The 22,873-nt window shown below is 69.9% G+C and carries 23 protein-coding genes and 2 pseudogenes; 16 read left to right on the top strand and 9 right to left on the bottom strand.

Annotated elements, in window-relative coordinates; all coding sequences use genetic code 11:
- From ABZ904_RS44940 to ABZ904_RS44925, 4 genes are all read right to left on the bottom strand, one after another.
- The coding region (locus ABZ904_RS44940; protein WP_361829903.1) for a transposase at positions 1-627 on the bottom strand (627 nt) is incomplete at its 3' end.
- A 488-nt stretch (positions 628-1,115) separates the two neighbouring features.
- The gene (locus ABZ904_RS44935; RefSeq protein WP_361000650.1) at positions 1,116-1,517 is read right to left on the bottom strand and encodes a type II toxin-antitoxin system VapC family toxin; all 402 of its coding nucleotides are present in this window, start codon (positions 1,515-1,517) and stop codon (positions 1,116-1,118) included.
- Positions 1,514-1,744: an antitoxin gene (locus tag ABZ904_RS44930; RefSeq protein WP_359409899.1), complete on the bottom strand. Its 231-nt coding sequence runs from the start codon at positions 1,742-1,744 to the stop codon at positions 1,514-1,516. Before ABZ904_RS44930 ends, ABZ904_RS44935 begins: the two co-directional genes overlap by 4 nt.
- Before the next feature lie 97 nt (positions 1,745-1,841).
- Positions 1,842-1,970 carry a hypothetical protein gene (locus ABZ904_RS44925; RefSeq protein ID WP_361000654.1) on the bottom strand — a complete coding sequence of 43 codons (129 nt, stop codon included), beginning with the start codon at positions 1,968-1,970 and terminating at the stop codon, positions 1,842-1,844.
- 612 nt (positions 1,971-2,582) lie between these two features.
- On the opposite strand from ABZ904_RS44925, the gene ABZ904_RS44920 reads away from it, so the two are divergent.
- The 9 genes and pseudogenes from ABZ904_RS44920 to ABZ904_RS44880 all read left to right on the top strand — a co-directional run bounded on the left by ABZ904_RS44920 (position 2,583) and on the right by ABZ904_RS44880 (position 14,524).
- Positions 2,583-3,512 carry a conjugal transfer protein gene (locus ABZ904_RS44920; protein ID WP_361000657.1) on the top strand — a complete coding sequence of 310 codons (930 nt, stop codon included), beginning with the start codon at positions 2,583-2,585 and terminating at the stop codon, positions 3,510-3,512.
- Between the two features lie 17 nt (positions 3,513-3,529).
- Entirely contained in the window at positions 3,530-3,850 is a 321-nt protein-coding gene (locus ABZ904_RS44915; RefSeq protein ID WP_361000706.1) for a hypothetical protein, read from the top strand.
- A complete protein-coding gene (locus ABZ904_RS44910) occupies positions 3,847-4,389 on the top strand; it encodes a hypothetical protein (protein WP_361829900.1) in 543 nt (180 codons plus the stop codon). The genes ABZ904_RS44915 and ABZ904_RS44910 overlap by 4 nt, the downstream gene beginning before the upstream one ends.
- Positions 4,386-7,078 (top strand): annotated as a pseudogene (locus tag ABZ904_RS44905) (ATP-binding protein). The gene ABZ904_RS44910 and the pseudogene ABZ904_RS44905 overlap by 4 nt, the downstream one beginning before the upstream one ends.
- Positions 7,078-7,431 (top strand): hypothetical protein, encoded by a 354-nt coding sequence (locus tag ABZ904_RS44900; protein ID WP_361000663.1) that lies wholly within the window; start codon positions 7,078-7,080, stop codon positions 7,429-7,431. The pseudogene ABZ904_RS44905 and the gene ABZ904_RS44900 overlap by 1 nt, the downstream one beginning before the upstream one ends.
- 1 nt (position 7,432) lies before the next feature.
- Entirely contained in the window at positions 7,433-10,111 is a 2,679-nt protein-coding gene (locus ABZ904_RS44895; protein WP_361829898.1) for a hypothetical protein, read from the top strand.
- Between the two features lie 35 nt (positions 10,112-10,146).
- Positions 10,147-11,259: a bifunctional lytic transglycosylase/C40 family peptidase gene (locus ABZ904_RS44890; RefSeq protein WP_361000669.1), complete on the top strand. Its 1,113-nt coding sequence runs from the start codon at positions 10,147-10,149 to the stop codon at positions 11,257-11,259.
- Positions 11,259-11,906 (top strand): hypothetical protein, encoded by a 648-nt coding sequence (locus ABZ904_RS44885; RefSeq protein WP_361829896.1) that lies wholly within the window; start codon positions 11,259-11,261, stop codon positions 11,904-11,906. The genes ABZ904_RS44890 and ABZ904_RS44885 overlap by 1 nt, the downstream gene beginning before the upstream one ends.
- The gene (locus tag ABZ904_RS44880) at positions 11,882-14,524 is read left to right on the top strand and encodes an ATP/GTP-binding protein (protein WP_361829894.1); all 2,643 of its coding nucleotides are present in this window, start codon (positions 11,882-11,884) and stop codon (positions 14,522-14,524) included. The genes ABZ904_RS44885 and ABZ904_RS44880 overlap by 25 nt, the downstream gene beginning before the upstream one ends.
- Positions 14,525-14,755: 231 nt before the next feature.
- Here the strand turns inward: ABZ904_RS44880 and ABZ904_RS44875 are convergent, their stop codons facing one another.
- Positions 14,756-14,968, bottom strand: a complete 213-nt coding sequence (locus ABZ904_RS44875; protein WP_361000675.1) for a hypothetical protein — start codon at positions 14,966-14,968, stop codon at positions 14,756-14,758.
- Between the two features lie 75 nt (positions 14,969-15,043).
- Here ABZ904_RS44875 and ABZ904_RS44870 point away from each other — a divergent pair, with 75 nt between their 5' ends.
- On the top strand, positions 15,044-15,514 hold the full coding sequence (locus ABZ904_RS44870; RefSeq protein WP_361000677.1) for a single-stranded DNA-binding protein: 471 nt from the start codon (positions 15,044-15,046) through the stop codon (positions 15,512-15,514).
- 12 nt (positions 15,515-15,526) lie between these two features.
- On the opposite strand, the gene ABZ904_RS44865 is transcribed toward ABZ904_RS44870, so the two are convergent.
- The 3 genes from ABZ904_RS44865 to ABZ904_RS44855 all read right to left on the bottom strand — a co-directional run bounded on the left by ABZ904_RS44865 (position 15,527) and on the right by ABZ904_RS44855 (position 17,525).
- Complete coding sequence (locus tag ABZ904_RS44865; RefSeq protein ID WP_361000680.1) at positions 15,527-15,850, bottom strand: DUF3024 domain-containing protein; 324 nt, start codon at positions 15,848-15,850, stop codon at positions 15,527-15,529.
- 213 nt (positions 15,851-16,063) lie between these two features.
- Positions 16,064-16,330 (bottom strand): hypothetical protein, encoded by a 267-nt coding sequence (locus tag ABZ904_RS44860; RefSeq protein WP_361829891.1) that lies wholly within the window; start codon positions 16,328-16,330, stop codon positions 16,064-16,066.
- A 589-nt stretch (positions 16,331-16,919) separates the two neighbouring features.
- Positions 16,920-17,525, bottom strand: coding sequence for a hypothetical protein (locus ABZ904_RS44855; RefSeq protein WP_361000685.1), 606 nt, complete (start codon positions 17,523-17,525; stop codon positions 16,920-16,922).
- A gap of 638 nt (positions 17,526-18,163) precedes the next feature.
- Here ABZ904_RS44855 and ABZ904_RS44850 point away from each other — a divergent pair.
- Entirely contained in the window at positions 18,164-18,697 is a 534-nt protein-coding gene (locus tag ABZ904_RS44850) for an NUDIX hydrolase (RefSeq protein ID WP_361000688.1), read from the top strand.
- 13 nt (positions 18,698-18,710) lie between these two features.
- Here ABZ904_RS44850 and ABZ904_RS44845 read toward each other — a convergent pair.
- Positions 18,711-20,036: pseudogene (locus ABZ904_RS44845) on the bottom strand (helix-turn-helix transcriptional regulator).
- 123 nt (positions 20,037-20,159) lie between these two features.
- On the opposite strand from ABZ904_RS44845, the gene ABZ904_RS44840 reads away from it, so the two are divergent.
- From ABZ904_RS44840 to ABZ904_RS44820, 5 genes are all read left to right on the top strand, one after another.
- The gene (locus ABZ904_RS44840) at positions 20,160-20,762 is read left to right on the top strand and encodes a hypothetical protein (protein ID WP_361829888.1); all 603 of its coding nucleotides are present in this window, start codon (positions 20,160-20,162) and stop codon (positions 20,760-20,762) included.
- Between the two features lie 158 nt (positions 20,763-20,920).
- Positions 20,921-21,088 carry a hypothetical protein gene (locus tag ABZ904_RS44835; protein WP_361000694.1) on the top strand — a complete coding sequence of 56 codons (168 nt, stop codon included), beginning with the start codon at positions 20,921-20,923 and terminating at the stop codon, positions 21,086-21,088.
- Between the two features lie 255 nt (positions 21,089-21,343).
- Entirely contained in the window at positions 21,344-21,775 is a 432-nt protein-coding gene (locus ABZ904_RS44830; RefSeq protein ID WP_361829886.1) for a hypothetical protein, read from the top strand.
- 175 nt (positions 21,776-21,950) lie between these two features.
- Entirely contained in the window at positions 21,951-22,184 is a 234-nt protein-coding gene (locus ABZ904_RS44825) for a hypothetical protein (RefSeq protein ID WP_361829884.1), read from the top strand.
- A 155-nt stretch (positions 22,185-22,339) separates the two neighbouring features.
- Positions 22,340-22,873 (top strand): hypothetical protein (locus ABZ904_RS44820; RefSeq protein ID WP_361829882.1); only part of this gene is annotated, 534 nt, incomplete at its 3' end.

Below are 22,873 nucleotides of genomic sequence, written 5' to 3'. Positions count from 1 at the left end.
CCCGCACCCCGCCACCCCGTCGGCAAACACCAGCACAAAAAGGACACCCTTCGGTCCGAAGAACCGAAGGGAAACCTTTAACTTCAAGCTTAGAGCGTGCGCGGATAGGCGGGTGTGAGGGGCTGAATGCAGGTGCAGGCACGGCCCTGCGCGACCATGTGAGTTCCTACGACACATCCGGACCGGAGCACCGTGCGTGATGGCCACCTTGCTGATCAGGTCCGGCGAGACCTCGACGCCATACATGCCGGCCAGGTGGGAGCGGATGTCCCGCGCCGACATGCCACGGGCGTACAGGGACAGGATCTGCTCGTTGAAGCCCCCCAGCCGCCGCGCGTGCTTGGGCCCCAGCTTCGGTTCGAAGGAACCGTTGCGGTCCCGGGGAGTCGTTACGGTGACCGCACCCGCGTCGGTCAGCACGGTCTTCGACGAGGTCCCGTTGCGGCCGTTCCCCGAACTGCGGCCGGCGGGATCGTGCTTCTCATAGCCGAGGTGTTCGCTCATCTCGGCATCAGGAGCCCGCTCCAGCACGGCCCGGGTGACCTCGGTCAGCAGCCCGCCCTCACCCAGCAGGGCGGCTCCGGAGGCGTCGGCGCGGTCCATCAACCGCTCGACGACCTCGTCCACCAGTTTGTCCTCGACCGGCTCGCCGACCGGGGTCTATTCGTGGCCCGTCATGTTCTGTCCGTCCTGGCCGGCCAGAGGCCCGGGGCCGGGCCGCGGCCAGCCTGTCACATCACGGACTTAGCTTAGGGAAACCGAGTGATGCTCAGTGCCATGAGCCAATCGCCTTCGTGCCCTGGTGCACGACCGCACTCGCCAGCCCGCGTGACACGTCCCTCCGGACACTGGTCGGCAAGGCCGTAAGGCCACGCCGAGGAGGGGGCCCGACGTCGCCTGGGCGCCGGACGTGAGCGTCACACTCTGCCACAGGATCACTACGACTCGCTCATCCAACTGGTGAGCCTGTAATGGCCGCCGGTAGCGACCCGGCCAAATGCACCGGTCGATGGTGCCTGCCGGAGCCGGGAGGATCTCCGACGCCGCGGCCACGCCGACGGTTGCGACAGCCCAGCAGCGTCCCACCAGGAAGGCGTCCCCCAGGGTCGTTCGGCTCAGTTCGAGCTGAAGACCTCGACATCGCACTTGGCTGCGCCGCTGCGCTTGATCCGCCCATCGCAGGTGATCAGCGGGGCGCCGAGAGATTCGGCGAGCGCGACGTACTGTGCATCGAAGGCGCTGAGGTTGGCATGGAGAGTGCGAACTCGTTCCCACAGGGGGAGGGTGTCGTGCTTCCCCAAAGGCAGTACCGTGAAGTCGGTCATGGCCTTGGTCACCTGCTTTTCGGTGAGCTTGCCGCCGCGCTGCATCCCGAGCAGCGCCGATTGGACTTCGTAGTCGATCAGCGTGGGGGCGTAGACGGTGACGGCCTCGCCCACGCGCGTGCGGACGGCGCTGCCGGTGGCGCCGTGATGGGTCAGGAAGACCACCAACGCCGACGTGTCGATGACGATCAACGACCCAGCCTGCCCTCGTCGATCGCTGCCAATACATCATCGGTGGCGTACTCTGCGGCGGCTTCGCGCTCCAGTCGTGCAGCCATCTCCCTCATGGTGGGCTTGGCGGTCTCTGTGGCGATCAGTTCTTGCATGTACGCCTGGAGGGACTTCCCGGCCTGGGCGGCACGGGTCTTGAGGACACGGATCTGGTCTTCGGGCACGTCCCGGATGGTCAACACACTCATATCTGCATTCTAGCGCTATTTTCTGCATTCTGCAGAACAAGCCGTCTGGGTGCGACTCCGCATGTTCTTCGTGGGCGTGTCCAGGAGCCGTAGCCGATTACGGTACGCACTCCGGAGCGCCGAGTTCGGGCCGTGCCGTGCCCGCATGCCGGCTATAGCAGAACGCGGACTCGGGGTAGACGTCCCGCAGTTCGGTCTCGGCGGTCATGTCGTGCGGTACGAGCACAGCGCGTTCCTTCGGGTCGCCGAGATGCGAGGGGAAGCCCCACCGTCGGGGGCTGCCGTCGCCCCGGGAGCAGTCTCTGCCGATAACGGTCCGCAGCTCATGGTCGGGCCGACCAGATGGTCAGGCCTACCACGCCGCTCCACCCCCGTGTGCAGCGGTTGCCAGGCCGACTGCGCAGCCCCGGTCGGGCGGTGCGCAGTCGGCCGGCGCAACAGGCAGAGGTTCCTGCGCAGTCGGGCTGCGCGGTCCGGCCGCGCAGCCCACCCGAGGATTCCTGATCTTCCGCTGCGCAGGACCGGGTGGCGCATTGCGCAGGTGCCGGACGGGGTCCAGGAGAGTGCCGTCTGCGCACCGCGGGCGGGTCCGGCGGCCGAACATCACCTGGTCGCCCAGCGCTCGCTTGATCCGACGACCGTGAGCCGGCCCCGGTGTCCCGTTCTCGGCTTTAAGAGCCAGTCGTGGTCGGGTCTGTGGTCGGGCCGGCCATGACCCCACCCATGGACTTCGTTTCCGCGTCGTGACCTTGGTCGGGGGTTCGTGGTCGGTGGTTGGGTCGGGGTCGACGGGTTTTCTCAAGGTCAGCAACATCCGTTCTGATCTGGGAGTTTGACCATGTCCCCTGGCAAGCAGGCCTCACAGAGTGAGGCCGCTGCTCCGATGGCGGCTGGCGCCCGGCTGAAGGCGATGCGCCGCCGCGTACACCTCTCACGCGTGGCGGTCTGGACCGTCATCGCGGCTGGCCCCATCGCCCTGTGCGTTGCCGTCGCCTCTACCCCGACCACGGTCGCGGCGGCCCCCGCGGCCAAGCCCACCGCCGTACGCACCGCGTCCGCCGCCGACCCGGGCGGCTATGCGCAGGTGTTCGTCGGCGCGTGGCTGCGCAGCAGTGCGGACGACGCGACGACTACGCAAGCACGGCTTGCGCAGTCGATGGCGCCGGACGTCGAGTTGCCCACCCCGGTCCCCGATGCGCAGTCGGCGCCGGAGTCTGTGACGACGGTGCGCAGAGCGCAGCGCGGCGTCGGCGCGTGGGCGGTGACGGTGGCTGCGCAGTACGCCGACGGATGGGTGCGCTATTACACGGTGCCAGTGGCGGCCGACAGCGCGGGCTCCTCCTTCACAGTGACCGGTGCGCCCGGCGTGGTGGCCGGCCCGGCCCGTGCTGAGGTGCCGAAGTCGGTGTACGTCGTGACCGTCCCGGAGGGGGGTCTGTCGTCCGCTGTCGGGGAGTTTCTCTCCGCCTACCTGACGGGGGCCGGCGAGGTCGACCGGTACCTCGCGCCGGGGGTGGACCTCACCGCTGTCTCCCCCGCCCCCTACAAGGCGGTCGCCGTCGAGCAGGTGTCAGCAGTTGAAGCTGCCGCGGCCGCCGCCACGGCGGCGGCCGATGGCACGGCGGTGCATGTCCTCGTTCGGGTGGAAGCCCGGGATGCCGGCGGTCGGTGGCCACTGGCCTACGAGCTCACGCTCAAGGCCCGCTCTGGCCGGTGGGAAGTCGCGGCGCTGGAGTCCGGGAGTGCCCGGGACGGGGGTGCCCTGTGAACACGGTGCACAGCTTGATGCTCGCTGGGCAGTTGGACGACCTCGGCAACTCGTGGATCAACATGTTCAAGGAGTGGGCGACCAACGGTCTGAAGGCCGGTCTGGCCGTCCTCGTCGTCGTGATCATGGTCCAGAGGTTCAGTCTCAAGGCGGGGATCGGCGCTCTGCTGTTGATGATCATCGCGCTGGGGCTGTACAACTCCCGCGACAACCTCGCGAACATGTTCGAGGACGAGGTCAAGAACCCGGCCAAGGGCGCACCTGCCGTTCCCGGCGTCGTCCAGTCCGACCTCCCGGTTTCCGGTGACTACTCACCGGCCGTCGGAGGCCGGCTGTGACCGCGGCGGTAGCGCGGGTGGGCCGCTTCTATACCTCAGCCCGCCGCCACCCCTGGGTGCTGGGCAAGGTCGCCGACTGGAAGATCCCCCTCGGCCCGTACACCCCCGCGCAGATCGCGATCGCTGTCGCGGGCGGCTTCCTCCTGGTCAAGACGATCGGCTGGTGGTCGTGGATGGGGCCGGTCCCCATCGTCGCGTGGGTGCTGGCGATCTGGGCGGTGCGCCGCCCGAAGATCCGGGGCCGGGCCCCGATGCAGGCCGCGTTGGGCTGGGTGCTGCTCGGCTGGCAGCCGAGGGGAGGCCGCATCGGCGGTCGGGCCGCCCGCGACCGAGCGCCCCGAGCCTTGTCCGGCAGCTTCAGTATCGAGGTCGCGCCCACGCCGGACCCCGCCGTGAAGGCCACACCCTCCCGTGCGGCTCGGCTGTGTGCGCCTGGGATGCCGCTCGCAGGCCCGGCCGCTGCTCCCACGATGCCGGTGGCGCCGGTATCGGGTGTTCAGCAACTGCTCGCCGTCGCCCACCAGGGGGGTGCGCGGTGAGGGTTCCGATCCGTCACATCGCCGGGCACCTGGTGTGGTCCACGCAGGGCAGCGTGTGGGCCCTCTACCGCCTTCACCCGGGGCCGGACGCACAGGGACAGCGCGAGGAGACCGTCCAGGGCACCCATGTGCCCGCCGCAGTCCGCGACGAACAGCTCGCCAAGATCACACATTTGGTGCGGTCGCTGTCCGGAGCTCCGCGGTTGTTCGGTTGGTGCGCGCAGGTCGACCCGGGTGAGATCGCCCTGCGCATGATCGAGGGCATCGAGCCGGCCGAGCAGGTGCCGGGTGCGGGCCGGCACCCGTGGGTGGAGAACGTCGAGGCCACCTTGGATCTGCTGGACGACCAGGAGATGCACCGCCGCACCCTGTGGCTGGCCGTGCCCCTGCAGACCGAGGCAGGCGGCCTGCAGGTGTCGGCGTCGCTCGGCGCGGCGTGGGCCGAGATCGCGCCGATGGTTGGCCTGCGGCCGGTGCCGGTGGCGCGGCGCGAGGTGAGTGCCTACCGCGAGCAGGCCTTGCGGGTGGAGGCCGCGCTCGCCGGCGGCATTGCTTTCCGCCCCGCCCGCCCGGCGGAGATCGTGTGGATGATCCAGCACGCCCTCCACCGTGGCCTGCCGGAGCCGCTCTTGGCGGAGGCCGAGACCAGTGCGCTGTATGGCGGGCAGATCCAAGGCGGCGTGCTGCGCTCCCCCAGCTACGCCGACCTCGGCCAGGTCCGCCTGCAGGAAGGCGGCATCGACCCCGACCTCGACGACATCGCCGAGCTCAAGAACGCGGGAAGCATCACGAGGTCGGGCCGCACGGCCTGGTGGCGGCTGAACACCGGCTCACCGCTGGGGCGGCGCTGGCTGCAGGTCGAGTCCGATGCAGGAGTCGGCTACCAGGCGCAGTTGGCGCTGGCCGAGTGCCCGCCCGCGGTCAGCCAGGATGCCGCGGATCTGTTCGCCCAGCTGGAGATGCTCGACTTTCCCGTCGACTACACCGTCGACCTCACCTTGGTGCCGGCGGAAAAGGCGCGGGAGCAGGTGCGGCGCAAGAAGAACGAGCTGATCGACCAGGCCGACCAGTACGACGCCCGCCCCACCGGCATGCCCGCGTCCCTGACCGAGGCCGCCCGCGACCTGGGCGAGTTGGACGCCCGTCTCTCCCGCACCAGCGTGGAGGTCGAGGTGCAGTCGGTGACCGTGCTGACGGTGTGGGGGCCGACCGCCGCCGTCTGCGACGCCCGGGCCAGGGCCCTTGCCGCGCTGCTCGGCGGCGCCGACTACCGGACGGTGCGCCCGGCCGGGCTGCAGGAGGCCCTGTTCACCCTGGGGCTGCCCGGCACGGTGCGGCCTGGGGTGGTGCGGGAGTTCACCCAGCACCAAGTCTCCGACGACTGGGCGCTGAGCGGCGCTTTCACCACCGCGGAGGTCGGTGACCCGGGCGGGATGTTCCTCGGTATCGACCTGGACAGCGGTACCACCCGCCCCGTCATGATCAACGTGGCGGATGCGCCCAAGGTCGACGCGTCCGCTTCGATGGGCATCGTCGGGGATCTCGGCGCGGGCAAGAGCGTCCTGCAGAAGCTGATCGCGGAGGCGGTGTGGGCGCGCGGCGGTTGCGCCATCTGCATCGACCGCACCCCGGTCCGGGAGTGGGCCACCTTCGCCCGCACCGCTGCCAAGGGCCGCGTCCAGATCATCGACGCCGCCCAGGCCGAGGTGTCCATCGACCCCTTAAGGATGTTCGACGGCCCGCAGGGCCGCCACTACGCCCTGTCCTACCTCACCCTGCAGCTCGGCATCGGCCCGATGAGCACAGGCGGCGAGGTCCTCCACCACGCCGTCGAGCAGGCCGCCGCCGGCCCCGGCCGTCCATGCACCGCGTCCTTGAGGTCCTCGAGGAGATGGCCACGCGCGAGGTGGGCAAACGGCAGGACGCGGCAGCGACCCTCGCCGGCCTCATCCGGGTCGTCGCCACCAACTCCCTGGCCCGCATGGTCTTCGACCCGACGCTGCCGCCGGTGCGGCTGGACGCCTCCAGCACCACCGACATGATCGTGATCACCACAACCGGTCTGAAGCTGCCGCCCAAGGCCGCGTTCGACAAGCCGGAGGTCCTGCAGCAGCAGCCGCTGGAGGCGCTGATCGGGCGCGCGGTGCTCTACCTGATCGCCGCAATCGCCCGGCAGCGGGCGTTTAAGGACCCCGAGCGGTTCACCGCGGTGGTCCTGGACGAGCTGTACTGGCTCACCTCGTCCGCCGAAGGCACCGCCCTGGTCCACGAAATCCTTCACGACGGCCGCAAGCACGGCGCCGGTCTGCTGGGCGCTTCCCATGACGCCCTCGAGCTCGGCCCCGACCGCGGGCTGATGGCTTACCGCGCGCTCGCCCGCACCGCCGATCGTGAACGCGCCCGTCGCGGCCTGGAGTTCGTCGGGCTCGACCCGAACGACCCGGAGCTTTTGCGGCTGGTGACCACCGGCCTGTCCCCCGTCGGCCACAAGGGCCGGGAGGGCGAGTTCCTGCTGACCTGCCCGCGGCAGAACACCGGCCGCATCAAGGTCTCCATCCCCCGCATTGCTCGCATCACCACCTCCATCACCACCACGCCAGGACGCCGCACCAGCGCGGCCTCCCCCTCCGCGGCGGAGCCGCTCGCCGGTGAGCCCGCGGATGCCCGTCCGAAGGTAGGACACCTCTGATGACCACGTCTTCCTGGGACCGCTGGTGGCGCGTCGCCGCCGCGAGCGTCCTCACCGTGATCGCCGTCGTGGCTGCCGCAGTCGTTCTCGCCCTCGGGGTGGGCGTGCCGCAGGCGTGGTGGCCGCACACCGGACGGGCCTTCGCCGCCGACGCCCACCCCAAGGGCGATGATCCGTGTGGCCTGATCGTGGGCCCGGCCACGGCGTACTGCGAGCGCGGCGCCGCACGATCTGCACCCGCCGGCCGGCAGGACGTGGCCGGTGGCGCGTGGAGGCTGGTGCCTGCCGGTGCTGGTGTGGGTGCTCTCGTGGTGTGGCGGCTGCGGTCCGCCGCCGGGCAAAGGCGGCGCTGACGTGCTCCGTCCAGACCGCGCGATGCTGCGTTCCGCCGGATTCGTCGTGCTGCTCACGCTCGTGTTCCTCCTGGTCAACACCCAGGTCGTGTATGCGGCCGGCAGCAACAGCGAGACCGGCGACCTGCTCGCCCCGCTGAACATCGACTCGTCCGAGGGTGTGCCGATCGACGGGTACGACCTGAACGCTTCAGGCGGCTCCATCGTCGCCTTCAAGACGCAGGCCCTGGCTTTCGCCCTGTCCGGGCTGTTCACCCTGATCCGGCTGCTGGTAGGGCTGGCCGCGTGGGCCATCGAGGTGGCCTTCCGTTTCCCGCTGCTGAAGATCCTCATCCGCCCGGCGCAGAAGGTCGCCAAGGCCTACAACCACGTGGTCGTTGACACGCTCGGGATCAAAGGTCTGCTGCTGGCCTGGGCGTTCGTCTTCGCCGGATTCATGATCGTGCGCGGGCGGGTCGGCCGCGGCCTGGGCGAAATCTTCCTCACCCTGCTCATCGGGGCGATCGCCGCCTCCGCCCTCATCCGCCCCGACACCCTGCTCGGCCCGGACGGCCCTTTGGGGCAGTCCCAGCAGGTGGCAGCCGAGGTCGCCCAGCGATCCGTCAACTCCTACGACTGGGGCGGCAAACTCGCCCGTTACGACCCGTGCGCGGGCATGGCCGGCAACGCCGAGATCAAGTGCCTGGAACGTGAAGGCGAAGGACCGGTCTCCGCAGCAGAGGTGGCCCGCCCCATCCAGGACTCGATCACCAATGCCCTGATCGTCAAGCCGTACATGTTGTTGGAGTACGGCCGGATCCTCGATGCGGCCAAGTCTGCAGACCGCAAGGCCTACGCCGTCCATCTGAAGTGGATCACCGGCGGGTACCTGCCCGGCTCGACCCCGTCGGGCAGGGCGAAGGACGCCTGCAGCCTGGTCCACGGGCCGGCCAAGCAGTACTGCGAGCGTGACGTCGACGGCAAGCCGAGCGGCAGCTCCGAGCTCCCAAAGTTCACACCGGGGGGCGAGCTCCTCGACGCGTCCAACGCGATCGTCACGGACGAGGACCAGGCCTTCGCCGCATTCCTCGCCGACATGAAGAAGGCCGGCCCCGTCGGGCAGTCGTGCGCCGCCTACGCGGAAAAGCCCACCTGGTGGCGTCTGGGCGGCGCGTTCCTGCTACTGATCGCCGCGCTGTTCATCTGCGGCATGCTGCTGTCGAGCGCCATCGTTCTGCTCGGTACCCAGGGCATCTGTGCTGGAGCGGCGGCCGTCGGTGGGGTCACCTTCGTCGCGGGCATGCTGCCCGGCCCGGCACGCCAGAGCGTGTGGAAGTGGCTGTCCCTGTGGGGCATCGCGGTCCTGGCCGTGGTCGGGATCTGCGCGTTCATCCCGTTCTTCGGGATCGCCATCGACGCCACCCTCACCAACGGTCCCGACCTGATGGTGGAGCGGATCCTGCTCATCGACGTCCTCGCCATCGCCGGCGCGGCCGGGCACCGCCGCCTGCTGACGGGGATCTCGTCGTTGGGACGGCGCATGGCCATGCGGATGCGCTACGCCACGGTCGGCGGCACCCACCTGCCTGGCGACACCTCCGAGCTCGGCGCCGCGCTCGCCATGAACTCCCCGGCTTGGCTTGGCGGATATGGCGGTGGGCTGCGCGCCTTCGTGGGTGGAGGTGGTGGCAGGTTCGGGATGCTCGGCACTCGGCATCGGCTGATGGGCGCGCTCACCTCGCTGTCCGACGGCGCGGGCATGCCCGTGGACACCGGCAGGGTCCTCGCCGATGCCACGGCCGAAGCCGGGCGCGGTCTGGCCCCACTGACCGCGGCCGCCGCCCTGGGCGGGCTGGGCGCCCGGCTCGGCGCCAAGGGCGCGCACTGGCTGCTGATCGGCCGCCGGCCCGATGCGGAGCAGCTGGCCACGTGGCGCAAGCCCCTCGCCGAGGGCGACCCGAGTGCAGGCGCGGGCAGGCCCTGGGACGGCGGGGACGGCGGGGACGGTGGTTCAGGCGGCGCGGGGCCGCGGCGGCCCTCAGGCCCGCCTGACCGGTTCCGCAACGATCAGGGGCAGGTCATCGACCGCGACACCGGCCAGGTGCTGCACGACCAGAACAGCGATCGCACGTTGCTGTCGACCCGGGCACACAACCGGCTGGTCCGTTTCCGCGGCTACCGCATCCTGCACCGCGGCGGCCGGGCCGCGTACGGGGCGACGGCCGGTCTACCGGCAGGCGTCCGCCGGGCCCGGGCAGGGGGCTCGCGCTACACCCAGGACGCCCGCCAGCAGTTACGCGTGTGGGGCAACACCCTCCGCGAGGATGGCCGGGCCTGGACAGACACGGGTCGCCACGTGGCCCAGGTCCTGCGGGGTCACACCGCCCGCCCGGCTACGCCTGCGCCGTCCCCTCGTCCTTCGAGCCGTCCGACCTCTGCCCCCGCGCAGCCGCCCGCGTCGGCGGGCGGTTCCACGGCAACTCCGGCCTCGGCACCGCTCCCGCGCCGAGGCGGGCCTGCGCCGCAGCCTCCAACCGATCTCGGCGGGCCGGTTCTTCCCGGTGGGAGGAGCGCGCGTAGCCAGGCGCGGGAGGAGGCGCGGGCCCGGATGCAGGAACTGATGCGGCGGACCGGTCCCGACGCGGAACGCCTGCGCCAGGAGCAGGCCCGGCGGCGGAACAAGGGCGGTGAGGACGAGTGAGGCCGCCCAGGCGCCGTGTGAGGCGGTGGGGGTGCATGGTGGCGCTGCTGATGTTCGCCGCTGTGTGCTGTGCCGCGCCGGCGGGGAGCGCGATCAGCGCGTATGTCGCGCTGCAGAGGGGTGCACAGGACGACGGGGGTATCGCCGAGGGCGGCAGCGCAGCGGACATCCCGCCGCGGATGCTGACCGCCTACAAGAAGGCCGTCCAGGAGGTCGGGACGTATGTGCCCGGGTGCCGGGGCATGCGCTGGCCGATCCTCGCCGGGATCGCCAAGGTCGAGTCCAACCACGCGATCGGCAGGAGCATCGCCGCAGGCGGCGACATCCGCCCAAAAATCTACGGGGTACTCCTGGGCGGCTTGGGTGCCGGTGGCAACACCACCGCCGTCCCGGACACCGACGGCGGCATGTGGGACGGCACCGCGAACGGGGAGCGCGCCGTCGGGCCGTTCCAGTTCCTGCCTTCCACCTGGAAGTCGATCGGCAAAGACGCCAATGGAGACAAGATGGCCGACCCGCACAACGCGGACGACGCCGCTCTCGGGGCCGCGATCTATCTGTGCGGCAGCGGACGCAACCTGGCTAAGCGCGCTCAACTCAAGGCCGCGATCTGGCAGTACAACCACTCGAGCGAGTACGTAGCAGGCGTGCTGGGCTGGATCGGCCAGTACACGGCAGCCGCCGAGGGCCCGGACCTGAAGAACGTCTCCGAGAAGGTCCGCACTGTGATCGAGGCGGCGCTTTCCCAGCGGGGGGTGCCGTACTCGTGGGGCGCAGGCAACGCGAGCGGCACGTCGTACGGGATCTGCTGCTCGCCCGGCGGCAAGAGCGGCACGAGCATCAAGGGCTTCGACTGCTCCGGGCTGACCCAGTACGCGTACGCGAAGGTCGGCATCAGCCTGCCGCGCGTCGCGGCCCCCCAAGCCGGTGTCGGCCGGCGGATCCCGGCTGGCCAGGGCACGGGTGCGCTGAAGCCCGGTGACCTCGTCTTCTACGCCACAGCTCCCGGACATGATTCCACGATCTACCACGTCGGGATCTACGTGAGCGGCGGCCAGATGGTCAACGCCGCCCGCCCGGGGACCGTGGTGCGCCTGGACGCCGTCAGCGTGATGTCCGGCTATGCGGGGGGTGCACGACTGCTTTGATGACGACCCCGCACTCACCGCGCCTGCTGGTGCTGAGCACCGTCCTGCTCGCCGTCGCTGGGGCGGCCCTGCTGTGCATGCCGCACGATCAGCAACCGCCGGCCCCAGCGACGCCATCGACCGCGCAGGCGACCACGGATCGGTCATCGATCGCCGCTATGCCTTCTAGCGGCAGGCCGGCGACCGATGGCTCGGCTGCCTCCACGGCGTCCGAGGCGTCGACGCCGTCAGCCGACGAGTCCGCTCTGCCACCGCACGGCGAGGGTGTGGCCGGCGACAGGGCCATCCAGCGGAATCTGGAGACTGCCTGGCCCGCCGACCTTCCCGCCGGCGACGAGCGGGAGTTGCTCACCGCCGGTCGTGCGCTGTTGCGTGCGGACGCCACAGGAGTCGGCCGAGCGACGTGGCCAGACGTCTTTGCCGACTCCGGCCAGGAAGTGGTCCCGGCGTTCGCCACCGCTCGCTTTCGCATCCAGGCCGCGATCGCCCGCCGCGCCGGCAGCCCTACCCAGGCGGTGGTCCATCTGGTGTGGGCCGGCACGGACCGCGGCGGCACCTTCACCGATCTGCGCATCACCGACTGGCACTTCACCCGCACCGCTGTGAAGAAGGGAGCAGCCACGTGGGCCCCGCAGCCTCGTACCTGACGGACCTGGCCGGTGACACGTCTGCCGGTCAGGTACTCGCACGGGTCACCGGCTTGGTCGACGCCGTCGAATGGCTGTATGGCCACTGGTATCTGCTCGCGCCGGCCATCGCCGTGTGCTGGGGCGTCTTCGAGATGGTGGTAGGCCTGCTCGCGGCCAAGGCTTCGGCCGAGCGGATGGCGTTGGAGCTCGTTGCCACCCGGCACTTCGACCCGAGTCTGGAGGAGATCTTCCGGCGCGGTGTCCAGCTCGCCCGCGCGTCCACGGCCATGCCGTGGTGGGCACCCCGCCGGGCGAAGGCCGTGCAGATCCGGCTGCGTGCGGACGGCAGTTCGCCGCTGCGCTACCGCATCGAGGGTCCAGCGGGCGGACAGCGGCTGCTGTCCATCACCCCGTTCGGGCCCGATGTCACCGTCACCCGGGCCCGGCCGATCGTCGACGAGCCGCGAAAGCACACCGTGCGTGCCGAGTTCATCCTGCGCGGCACACCCACAGCGCCCTTGCGCGAGGTGCCGCTCACCCCCGACCCGCTCCAGCCGCTCATCGACGCCGTGGCCGACCTGCGCGCCGAGCTCGGCGACCTCGCCGAAATCCGGCTCGACATCCAGCGAGCCCCGAAGTGGACGCTGCAGGCGCGCCGCCTGCAGCTGATGGGCGCTGCGCGCCGGTTTGAGCGCCGCGAGGCCCAGCGGGCCGCTCGCTGGCTGCGGCAGGACGCCAGCGGTATGGCGGACTCTTGGGGTTGGCAGGTGCAGCAGCTGCTCAGCGACACACCCGGCTCGGGCCCGGGCGCAGGTCGGCGGCTGGTGATGCCGCCCGTTCCCCGCCGCATCGAGCCGTCTGAGGCGCTGGGCAAGCTCGCCGAGGACGACCGCCTGGTCCGCATCCAGCTCCTGGTGATGTGTGCCTCGAACACCGAAGGCCGCGCCCAGGCCCGTCTGGCCCAACTCCAGGCGGCGTTCGATGTGTTCGGCGGCCGCTCCCGGTGGGCCATGCGCGGCTGGCGGCTGGGGCCGTGGCGGATCGGCGCCGACCACTGGCCCACCCGGCGCGGCTTCGAGCGCCGCTGGAATCTGGGGCACTGCCAGCCGCCCCGCCCCAACTGGGTGAGGCTGGAGGAGCTGACCGGCCTGCTCAAGCCCCCGACCCTGCACTGTCGTCTTCCGGTGCTCGCCGGTGACCTGCCGACGTTCGAATTCGGCGACGCTGGGTTGCTGCTGCAGGGCATCTACCGCGGCCCGGACGGCAGAAGGCGGCTGGTGGCCACCTACGCCGAAGAGACCCTGTTCGAGGTCGGGACCGGCAAGGCGGGCGGCGGCAAGACGGAACGGGCCCTGGCACAGGCGATCGGCTGGGCGCACGCGGGTGGCGGCCTCGTCTTCGTCGACCCGCACCGCGACTCCTGGCCGCGCGCGTTGCCGTTTTTGGCACACGAACACCTGATGCCGCGGATCGCGCTGATCGACCTGGGCGGTCTCGGTCCCAACCCGCGGATCAGTTCGTGGAATCCGCTCGGAATGCACCACGGGCAGCCAGCGTACGAGGTCGTCGAGGCGATCGCCGACGCCTACGCCTCCGCACTGGCCTGGGACGACGCGACCGCCCCGCGTGCGCTGACCATCCTCACCGCCGCCCTGACCGTCCTCGTCGCCGTCAACGAGACGGCCTGCCAGGCCGGCCGGCCCGAGGACCAGGCCACGATCTTCCACATACGGGCCCTGCTCACCGACCCGGCCTTCCGCAGGGCAGCACTCGCGACGGTGACGGGCCGGCTCGATGAGGAGACCCTCGCCTGGTGGCAGTCGGTGTTCCCGACCTTGCCGCCCGACGCGTTCGCTGTCGTCCTCAACCCGATCGGCCGCCTGGCCGCCAACCCGGTCACCCGCGCGTTCCTCGGCCAGCCGGTCGGTGTCTACAACATCCGCGCGGCGATGGACTCCCGGATGATCGTCTGGGTGTGCCCGGGCGGCAACGGGCCCACCGATCGCCTCCTGACCGCACTCCTGGCCCGGGATCTGCTGCGGGCCGCACGCTCAAGGCGCGACACCCCGGAGCACAAGCGGGTGCCGTTCCGCCCGTACTTCGACGAGCTGATCACCCTGACCGGTGCGGCCCCGGAGACCATCGCCGCGATGTTCGAGGATCTCCGCAAGTACAAGTGCCACATCCACGGCATGACCCAGCTCCTGTCCCGCCTCCCCACGCCGGTGCGGCTGTCCCTGGTGCAGAACGCGTCCACACTGGCCACCACCGCCGGATCGAAGACCGCGATCGCGCCGATCACCATGGAGTGGGGCGATGACCCCAGCCCCGACCGGGTCGCCACCATGGAGCGGTTCGAGCACTACGTCTCCATGAACGTGCACGGCCGCCGCATCGGACCCATCCAGCTGCGCGGGCCCCACCTCGACGACGTCTTCGCCGCCCAGGCCCGTCCGCAGCAGGCCGGTGCGCTGGAGCAGGCCGCCCAGGCCAACGCCAAAGCACTCCCGCTGGACCAGCTCACCGACCGCGCCGCGAAGCAGCTCGGCCACGTCGCCGCCTTCCTCGCCGCACACTCCCCCGCCGGCGCCGCCGCTGTCCACCTCTCGAAGGAAAGGGATCAGGAGTTCGGATGATCACCGCCCAGCCCAAGGACCGTACGACGGCGGGCTTCACACTCAGCCCCGTCGAGCCCCTCAGCACCAACGCCTGGCCACGCTCGCCCAGCACCGCTGCGTGTCCTGCTGCGGGCCGACCGCTCCCGCCGTTCGGTCTCGGAGCGGCCGAGCGACCGACTTCGTCGTGCTGCCCTAGTCCAATCGGGGTGTATCAGGAATTAATTCCTGATACACCCCGGACGATTGTGGTTATGCGCGGTGTGAGCTCTGGGTGGCGGCCAGCAGGTTGCGGATGTCCACCACGCTCGTGCCGGTGCGCTCGGCGATGCGAGTGGCAGGCTCGCCGGCCCGGTACGCAGCGACGATGGCCGCGGTCAGGTTCCGGCGAGCCGTGTGCACTGCTTCTTGTGCGTCGCGCAATGCTGCGGCCGCCGTCTCCAGCGTGTTCTCCTCGCTCGTCATACCGGTCATCGTGTCAGTGGGTCCGCAGGGCGGGTACGGTGGGAGCGTTCCAGTATCGGGCAAGGGGTGGCAACGATGGCGGGCGAGACGCTGGTGACCGTGGTGGGCCACCTGACCGCCGACCCGGAACTGCGGCACACCGCCTCCGGCCTGCCCGTCGCTGGGTTCACCATCGCCTCCACCCCGCGTGTGTTCGACCGCGACCGCAACGAATTCGTGGACGGCGAACCGCTGTTCCTGCGCTGCTCACTGTGGCGACAAGCCGGCGAAAATGCCGCCCAGTCGCTCACCCGCGGCATGAGGATCATCGTCACGGGCCGCCTCAAGCAGCGCACCTTCGACGACAAAGAGGGCCAGCGCCGCACCACCCTCGAGATCGACGCCGAGGAGGTCGCGGTTTCCCTGACGTATGCGACCGCCGAGGTCACCAAGACCTACCGGCAAGGCACGCCCTCCCAGGGCGAGCCCCCACCGGCAGCCAGGCCGATGCCCGATTCCACGCAGTCGTCCCCGAACACGGCGCCCACCGAGCCGCACCCGTTCTGACACGGACAAAGGTCAGCCCCAGAACGCATTCCGAGGGTCGTCCAGCACAGCCAGGGCCTCGTCCAGCGACGAGACCGTCGACAGGTGATCGCACGGGTACCAGCGGCCATTGCGGTCCGCCCCGTCCACCTGCCATCCCTCATCGGTATGCCGCAGCCGAGCGACCCTGCGCGAGGTCCACTCCCCAACCCCATCCCACGGCGCGCGCTCCTCGGTAATCACAGCGGCACTGCCCCGCACAGTGCACCCCACCGAGACTTCCGCCTTCGCGTGTGCAGGAATGCGTTGCCCGGCCCACTTCTTCAGCCGGGCCTGGTCCATCTCCGAGATCTTCACATCTCCGACCGTACAGAGCCCGCCCCCGGAACGTGGTCTGCCGCAGCTACGCAGCTCCCGGGCACCTGCGCCTCGCGTGCACAACCGGGCCGCGCCATGCCGAGGCTGCACACACGCGGTCAGCGCCCCGCATCGCGGCCACGGGCGCCATCCGCGATCCGGGGCGCTGACCAGGCATGGCCACACCTGTGGTCGGGCCGGCCACGGCGACGGTCAGGGGGTGTCTCCGCGCCAGTCGAACCGGCGCCGGTCCACCGCTCTCGGGGAGTACAGGGCGCGGCCGCCCGGCCCGTACTGGCCCATCTCCGTATTCAGGGCGACGTCTTCGGCTCGAGCGTGGTCGGGCCAGTCCGTGACGTCCAGGAGCAGACCATCCAGCGGGCCGGCCACCAACTCCACGTAGGTGCGCCCCTGCCGCGGTCCGGCATCGTCATGGTCGGCCCCGTAGACACGGCCGCGCAGGAACTCCAACTCATCCATGACGGACAGCGTCGCAGCCGCCACCGACAGCCTGCATGACCCACTCGCAAGACGTCCGCTGAACCTGGCTGACGGCGACCACATCGTCGCTGCACACCTCAGCCACCGTCGTCTGCTGCGGGCCCAAGCCCTCAGCCAGAGCCCGCACCACCACGTCGCGGTCACTCACTCAGTCTCACTGAAGCGCTCACACACCAGATCGTCGCACCCCGCAACGCCACTCGCGGCCGCACAACCCGGCCCCGGCCACAGAGAATCGTCACATCCCGAAGGGTCACAGGGCTGACCTCGCCGCCCCGTAGGCGATGCCCCCGTCGGTAGCCGTCTCTACCTTCGCCCGTATGGGCATCCCTGCGCGTCGCGACGGCTTTATCCCTTCCTGAAAGTGGCGGGGAAAGGTTGAGACATCGGAACGCGTCAGGGCCGCACCCGAACCTCGGGTGCGGCCCCCATGTCCAGGCTCATCCGGGCAATGCGGCCAGTTCTCCAAGGGGATGCGGGCAGCGATCTCCCCGCAGGTGGCCCTCCTGCGTAACCAGGACGGCACCCGATGGTCTGCTCCCGCTTCAACCGGGCCACATTGCAGGGGTCAGCGTGCCTGCCTGGGATTGCGTCCGCCCCGTCCGCGCGAGCGCGATCCACGGCGTGACTGCCGCCGCACGCCCTCTTCCCCGCCGTCGGTGCCGACGCCGGCGCCTTGCGCGGAGAAGCCACCCGGAACGGGGGTGGGGTGAGGGATGGCAGGCTGCGCGGCGGGTGGGGTGACCTGCGGGATGGCGGGCCGGGTGCGCGGGGCGCGGGCGAGGACGGTGGCGTGCGTCATCAGCGGGGCGCAGGTCTCGCACACCTCTGCGAGGGTCCACACCTGGCCCACGCTCGGGTCGTGGCGCAAGACCAGCACGACCGCACCCGTGCACAGCGCGACCTTGGCTGCCGGGTGCGGGGAGCACTGCTGGGCCCGGCAGTGGCAGGCGGCATTGGGGCGCACGGTGGCCGTCTTGGCGTGCGCGGCGGCGTGCTGCGCGGCGAAGACACGCAGTGCCGCAAGGTCCCTCGAGCGGGGCGGCATCTTGCACCCGACGGTGGTGCAGGTGACGGTCGCCGTGCGGTCGGCGTGGCCGGTGAGCCTGATCGTCCAGGACCGTCCGGGGATGCGCGCGGCGGTGGATGCTTCGCTGTACGCGGTCGTCGTCACAGGGCTCCAGTCCTCGGGTGTTCGGTGAGAGAGGCGGTCCACTATGTGTTACCCGCCTGCCCACCTGCAGTTCGCTTTCCTTCCGCCCCGGCGCGTCGCTGTGCGGCGCTCAGCGTGGGGAACAACGAGCGTGGGGCCCACGAGCCGGAAGGGCTCTCCTGCCAGGTCGGCAACCAGGACTCCCGACTGCCCGTTGCACAGCCAGTGCACCTCGACCCGCCATATGACGTCTTCTGGCGTACTGAGCATCGAGTGGAGGATGAAACGCTCGGGATCAAGCTGCGAAACCCTGTACGGGAACTCAGGTACGCCGGCGCCCGGTCCCGGCAGGGGCATCGGGTCGCTGAGGTTCACCTCGAACGTGCGTAACCTCTGCGATGCCATGGGTCCCGGCGCGCGTCGTGGAGCGATCGAGCCGATGCCGGGAGAAGCAGACCGTGATTCCACTCGCACGCGGAGCTCCCGGAGGATCACGGCACGGTCGGCGGTTGCCTCGTGCTTCGGCGAGGGCACTCGGGTTTGTGACGGTGACTGTATTGTCGTAGCGCAGCAGGCTTCGGCCCGAGATCTTTCTCGTTGAACCCAGGTCGCTGTTCGCTCTGAGATGCTGGGATCAGTAGGCGAAAGGGACCGCGTTCATGCAGTGGAAGACCCATGGCGAACGCCAGATCTACACGAACCAGTGGGTCAACTTGTGCCTGGTGGACGTCCAGCAGCCGGACGGGCGTCGCTGGGAGCACCACGTGGTGCGTCTGCGGCACCTCGCCGTGGCTGCTGTGGTCAACGATCGCCGTGAGGTGCTGATGATGTGGCGGCATCGCTTCATCACAGACGCGTGGGCGTGGGAGCTGCCGATGGGTCTGATCGAGGACGGGGAGAGCCCAGAACAGGCCGCAGCCCGGGAGGTTCTCGAAGAGACAGGCTGGCGTCCAGGGCCGCTCAAGCCGCTGATCTATGCCGAGCCGGCCAACGGGATCACCGACTCGCAGCATCACATCTTCCGCGCCGATGGGGCGACATACGTCGGCGAGCCGACGGAGAAGAATGAATCGGACCGGGTTGAGTGGATCCCTCTGGCTGCCGTGCGTGGCATGATCGACCGCCGTGAGGTCGTAAGCAGCGGGTCACTTGTCGGCCTGCTGTATGTGCTTATGGATGAGGCGATCCGCTGAGGCGTTGTTCGCCTCACACCGTGAGCAGTTCCCGTAGGCGAGCTTCGAACACGGCAGCTGCAGGTTCTCTTCTGTGCGGCTCCAACTGGTCGTAGAACTCCCTGAGGTGGCCCGTCACCCGCTGGGATGCGACAGTTGAAGCCTATTCCACGGCTTTTGTGGCGGTGCGGCAGGCCTGGTCCAGCTTCCCTTGCTGAAGCTGGGTGCGAGCGAGCCAGAACGCGTGGAATGCGTGGCCCCGCTGGTTGGTGCTGTTCTCCCTGCGTAGAGCATCGGCGATCAGCGGCTCGGCCGTGGCTGCCTCGCCCAGGCGTCCGTGTGCGATGCCCGTGTCCACAATCAGTTTGGGCTCGTCGAAGTAGGCCACCCAGGGCGGATCGGCGTCGCTCGGCTGGATGCGCTCGAACTGGCGGTGCGCCTCAGTGATCGCCGCGTGCGTGGCAGCACGGTTTCCGAGAGTGGCTTGGGCGAACGCTTCCCTCATGGCCAGCATCGACTGTACGCGTGGGGTGGTTCCAGGTGCTGCGTGCGCCTCGTCCTGGGCAGCGCTGACGTAGGCGAGCGCGTCTGCGGGTTTGTCCTGGTAGGTGGCTTGGAGGCTCATGCATGCCAGGACGTTGGCCATGAACTGCCGGTCGTTGATCTGTTTGGCCAGCTGCAGGGCCTCACCGAAGTACGAACGGGCCTGGCTGTACTGGCGGGCGTCGAAGTGTGTCCAGCCCGTGAGGCGTGCTAACTCGGCTGCGACCGCGTACAGCTCCCTCTGGACGGGCTCCGAGCGGGTCTCCTTCAGGAGGTCGATGACGTAGCGGAGTTGGCCGACCACTGCCGGCCGTAACGCTTCGCCCCCGTGCTGGTCGTCTCGACGCCAGTAATCCTGGATCGAAGCGCGCAGCGCCTGGAGAGTGGAGGGGCTTGGGCTGGTTTGGGTGGTCAGCGCTAGAAAGCTGTCTACCTCCGCCCCGGGTAGGCCGGCGGCGGGTTCCGCCTTGAGCGTCGGCTCTTTCGCAGCGGATGGTTCACGCTCGGCCGTGGCCAGAGCCACGGGTGTCTCCCAGGAACGTCGTGCCAGCCCGAGCATGTGGCCCGGGATCCGCAGTCCGTCAGCCACTCGTTCGATGACGTCGATGTGCACCAACTGGCGCCTGCCCGCCATCACTTCGCCGACTCGACTGGGCGTCAGGTCGCAGCGTCGGGCGATCATCGAGGGGTAGATCCCCGCGTGGATCTTGATCAGACGGAATACGCGCGCGAAATCGCGAACGCGGCATGCGTCGAGCATCTCCGGGTCGGTGAGCAACCTGGCAGGCAGTTCTGGCGGCCGGGACGGCTCGGTCATGGCGATGCTCCCACGGCTGAAGATTGCCCAACGTCGCTCATTGTCACTTGCGGGTGAGGTTACCCAAGTTGGGTAACCAGCCGGACCTTTCTGCAGGGATCCCGCGATCGCGATGCTCTGAGCATGGCGAACGAACAGTTCACGGCTGCTGCCGAAGAGGTGTCGCCCGGCGGTTCGGGGCCGGTGCACGCTCACAGTGAGGGGATGCAGGTCGTCCCACTCCGCAAGGTCGAGCACCCCGGCGCGGGTCACCTGGCCGTGAACGCCGAGGTACTGGAGCACAACGCCGAGCGCGGCGGGCAACACGATCGCGTCCAACCCGGAGGAGGACGGGATGCGACGGCCGTACCCGCCGAGCGCCCTCACACCCAGCACGGCCGGGACATCTGCGAGCCGGTGGACGTCGCCAAGGTGATCAGCGCAGCGCATCGGGCGGAGCAACTCGCCACCAAAGACCCGGCATCCAGTCCGGCTCAGACCGTTGCTGCCGAGTTGAACGGCTACCTGCCGTCCTTGCTGGCTGTGGCGGAACACCGGCTGGGCCGCATGAGGAGTAGCACCCCGGCCGCTCTGCGGGAGCGCGATGTCCTGGCCAACACCGTGAGGCACGCCAGATCGGTGCACCTGGCTGAAGAGTGTGGCGAACTGACCAACCCCACCGCACGGCTCCATCTCCTGGCGGGGGCCTGCCGACTGCTGCACCACAACCTCGAAACCAGCTGGTAGCCCGTCAACAGCCCGCTTCTTTCCACTCTCTCCCCCTGGCCGCTCAGTGTGCCGGGGGTTCAAGCGGGGCGGCCCCGTACCCGACCGCGCATCCTCACCGCGGTCCCCCCGAGGGCGCGGGGCCGCCCCCCAACCCCCTAACTCCGAGGACACCCCCTGTGGCGAAACCATCGAAAGCAACGCGGCTCACCCGATTCGAGCGATGGCGAGCCCGCCGCCCCAACCGCTGCCGCGTCATCGAGACCGCCGTCACCACCGCACTGATCAGCGGCGTCGTGATCGCGTTCGCCGCCCTGCTCTGGCAGCTCGCCGCCACCGGAAACTAGAGGAGAGACAGATGAACCCGCGCGTGCGCACCGCGACCGAACCGGGCCTGATTCCCTACGTCACGCTGCGCCAGGGCGAGGAAGGCGCCCCCGGACAACCTGACCATTCGCATCGGGCCCGGTCGCCGGCCCCGGTTGCACTACCGGGATCAGACAGTCGAGGACTGGGACGTACGAGGCGTGCTGTGGGGGCGCTGCTCGCAAAACCGCAGGGACGAGCACAACCTGCCGACCGGCAGGCCGCTATGGAGGCTGATGCACCCTGCGCGGCAGCGGGAGACGATGCAGGCCATGCTCTGCCAGGTCTGCGCCCGGCCGGCGCGGACTCCCGCCGGGTGGATCTTCCTCGCCGGGCCCGACGACTGCGAGCCGGACGACACCACGATCCTGACGGCGCAGCCGCCGGTGTGCGTCCGGCACGTGCGGGCCGCGGCCCGGCTGTGTCCCCACCTGGATGGCCGGCCCATGGTCTTCCTGGTCCAGAGCGCTCCCCTGCACGGAGTGCACGGCACCCTCTACGGCTACGGGCAAGGCGGCGTCCACGTGGTCGCACAGCCTGACTTCCCGCTGCCTTACGGGCACCACAACCTGCCCACCTTCCTTGCTTCCCAACTGGTTCGGTGTCTGCGCTCGTTCCGGCTGGTCGACCTGGACGAACTGCTGCAGCACCTGCGGCAGGTCGCATAGACCCCCTCCGGTGGCCCGGATGCCCTGGTCCGGACCACCGGACAGCCCCGCTCCCGCCGCGAGGAACGTCTGCAACGCCCCCTACGGGCGGCCTTCCCCCTCGCGGCGGGGCTCGACCCCCTCGCACGCCAGACGCGCGAAGGGCTCTGCGAAGATCACTCACTGGAGGACACACATGAGCACAGCAACCATCCCGTTCGGTGCACGAGCCGCAGCGCCTCCGTGCCTGGTCACCACCTCGATCAAGGGCGTGGCCTGGAACGAGGAGCGGCAGCTGAACGTCCAGGCCGACGGCACCCCCTGGCACACGTCCGACCTGGCGGCCTCGACCACGGACACCAACCTGGACGGCCAGGGCGACGACGTCTCTGACCCGAATCCGCAGGTAGTAGCGGTGATCGGTGGCTGATGCAGAGACAGGTGCACTGCGGGTTTGAGAAGATCGGGGGTTCCAACACCGTGATCAGCTCGACCTGAAAGTGCACCTGCCGAGTGAAGAAGATATCGCGTCGTTGTACTGCCTCTCGCGTTCCTGGTCGGCGATGGACCCGGCTGAATGCGCAGGTGGGTGAGCCAGACGGGTCGCTGACCGAGAACGGCGGTCTGCTGCTGATCGCGGAGCTGGACCGGGTGCTGGGGATCACCGCCGCGCTGGACGTAGGGATTGGCCCGGTCAAGGAGCGCGACCGGGGCCTGTCGGGCGGCGAGTTCGCCCTGGCCTTGGCGGCGGTGCAGCTGACCGGGGAGGACCACCTGATCGGGTTCGACCGGCTGCGCGCGGACGCGGTCGGCGAGGGGCTGCTGCCCGCACCCATCTCGCCGTCCACGACGGCCGCGACCCTGGCCGCTCGGTTCGGGCAGGCTCAGCGCGAGGGCGTCGAGCGGTCCTCGGCCCAGGTCACAGCGCGGGCGCTGACCGTGCTCCCGGTGGTGGAGCGGGCTCGGATCCTGTCCGGACCGGTGACGATCGACCTGGACGCCAAGGACATCGAGGTGTTCTCCACCCACAAGTTGGGGTGGCGCGTTGCCCGCGCCGTAGTGACGGCGCGAAAATCGGCTTGGGTGCCGCCCGCGTCCGACGTCGACATGACCCTGGCC

This window comes from Streptomyces sp. NPDC046900 (assembly GCF_040644975.1).
In the GTDB taxonomy this organism is placed as follows: domain Bacteria; phylum Actinomycetota; class Actinomycetes; order Streptomycetales; family Streptomycetaceae; genus Streptomyces.
This window is presented reverse-complemented; position numbering and strand designations above follow the sequence as displayed.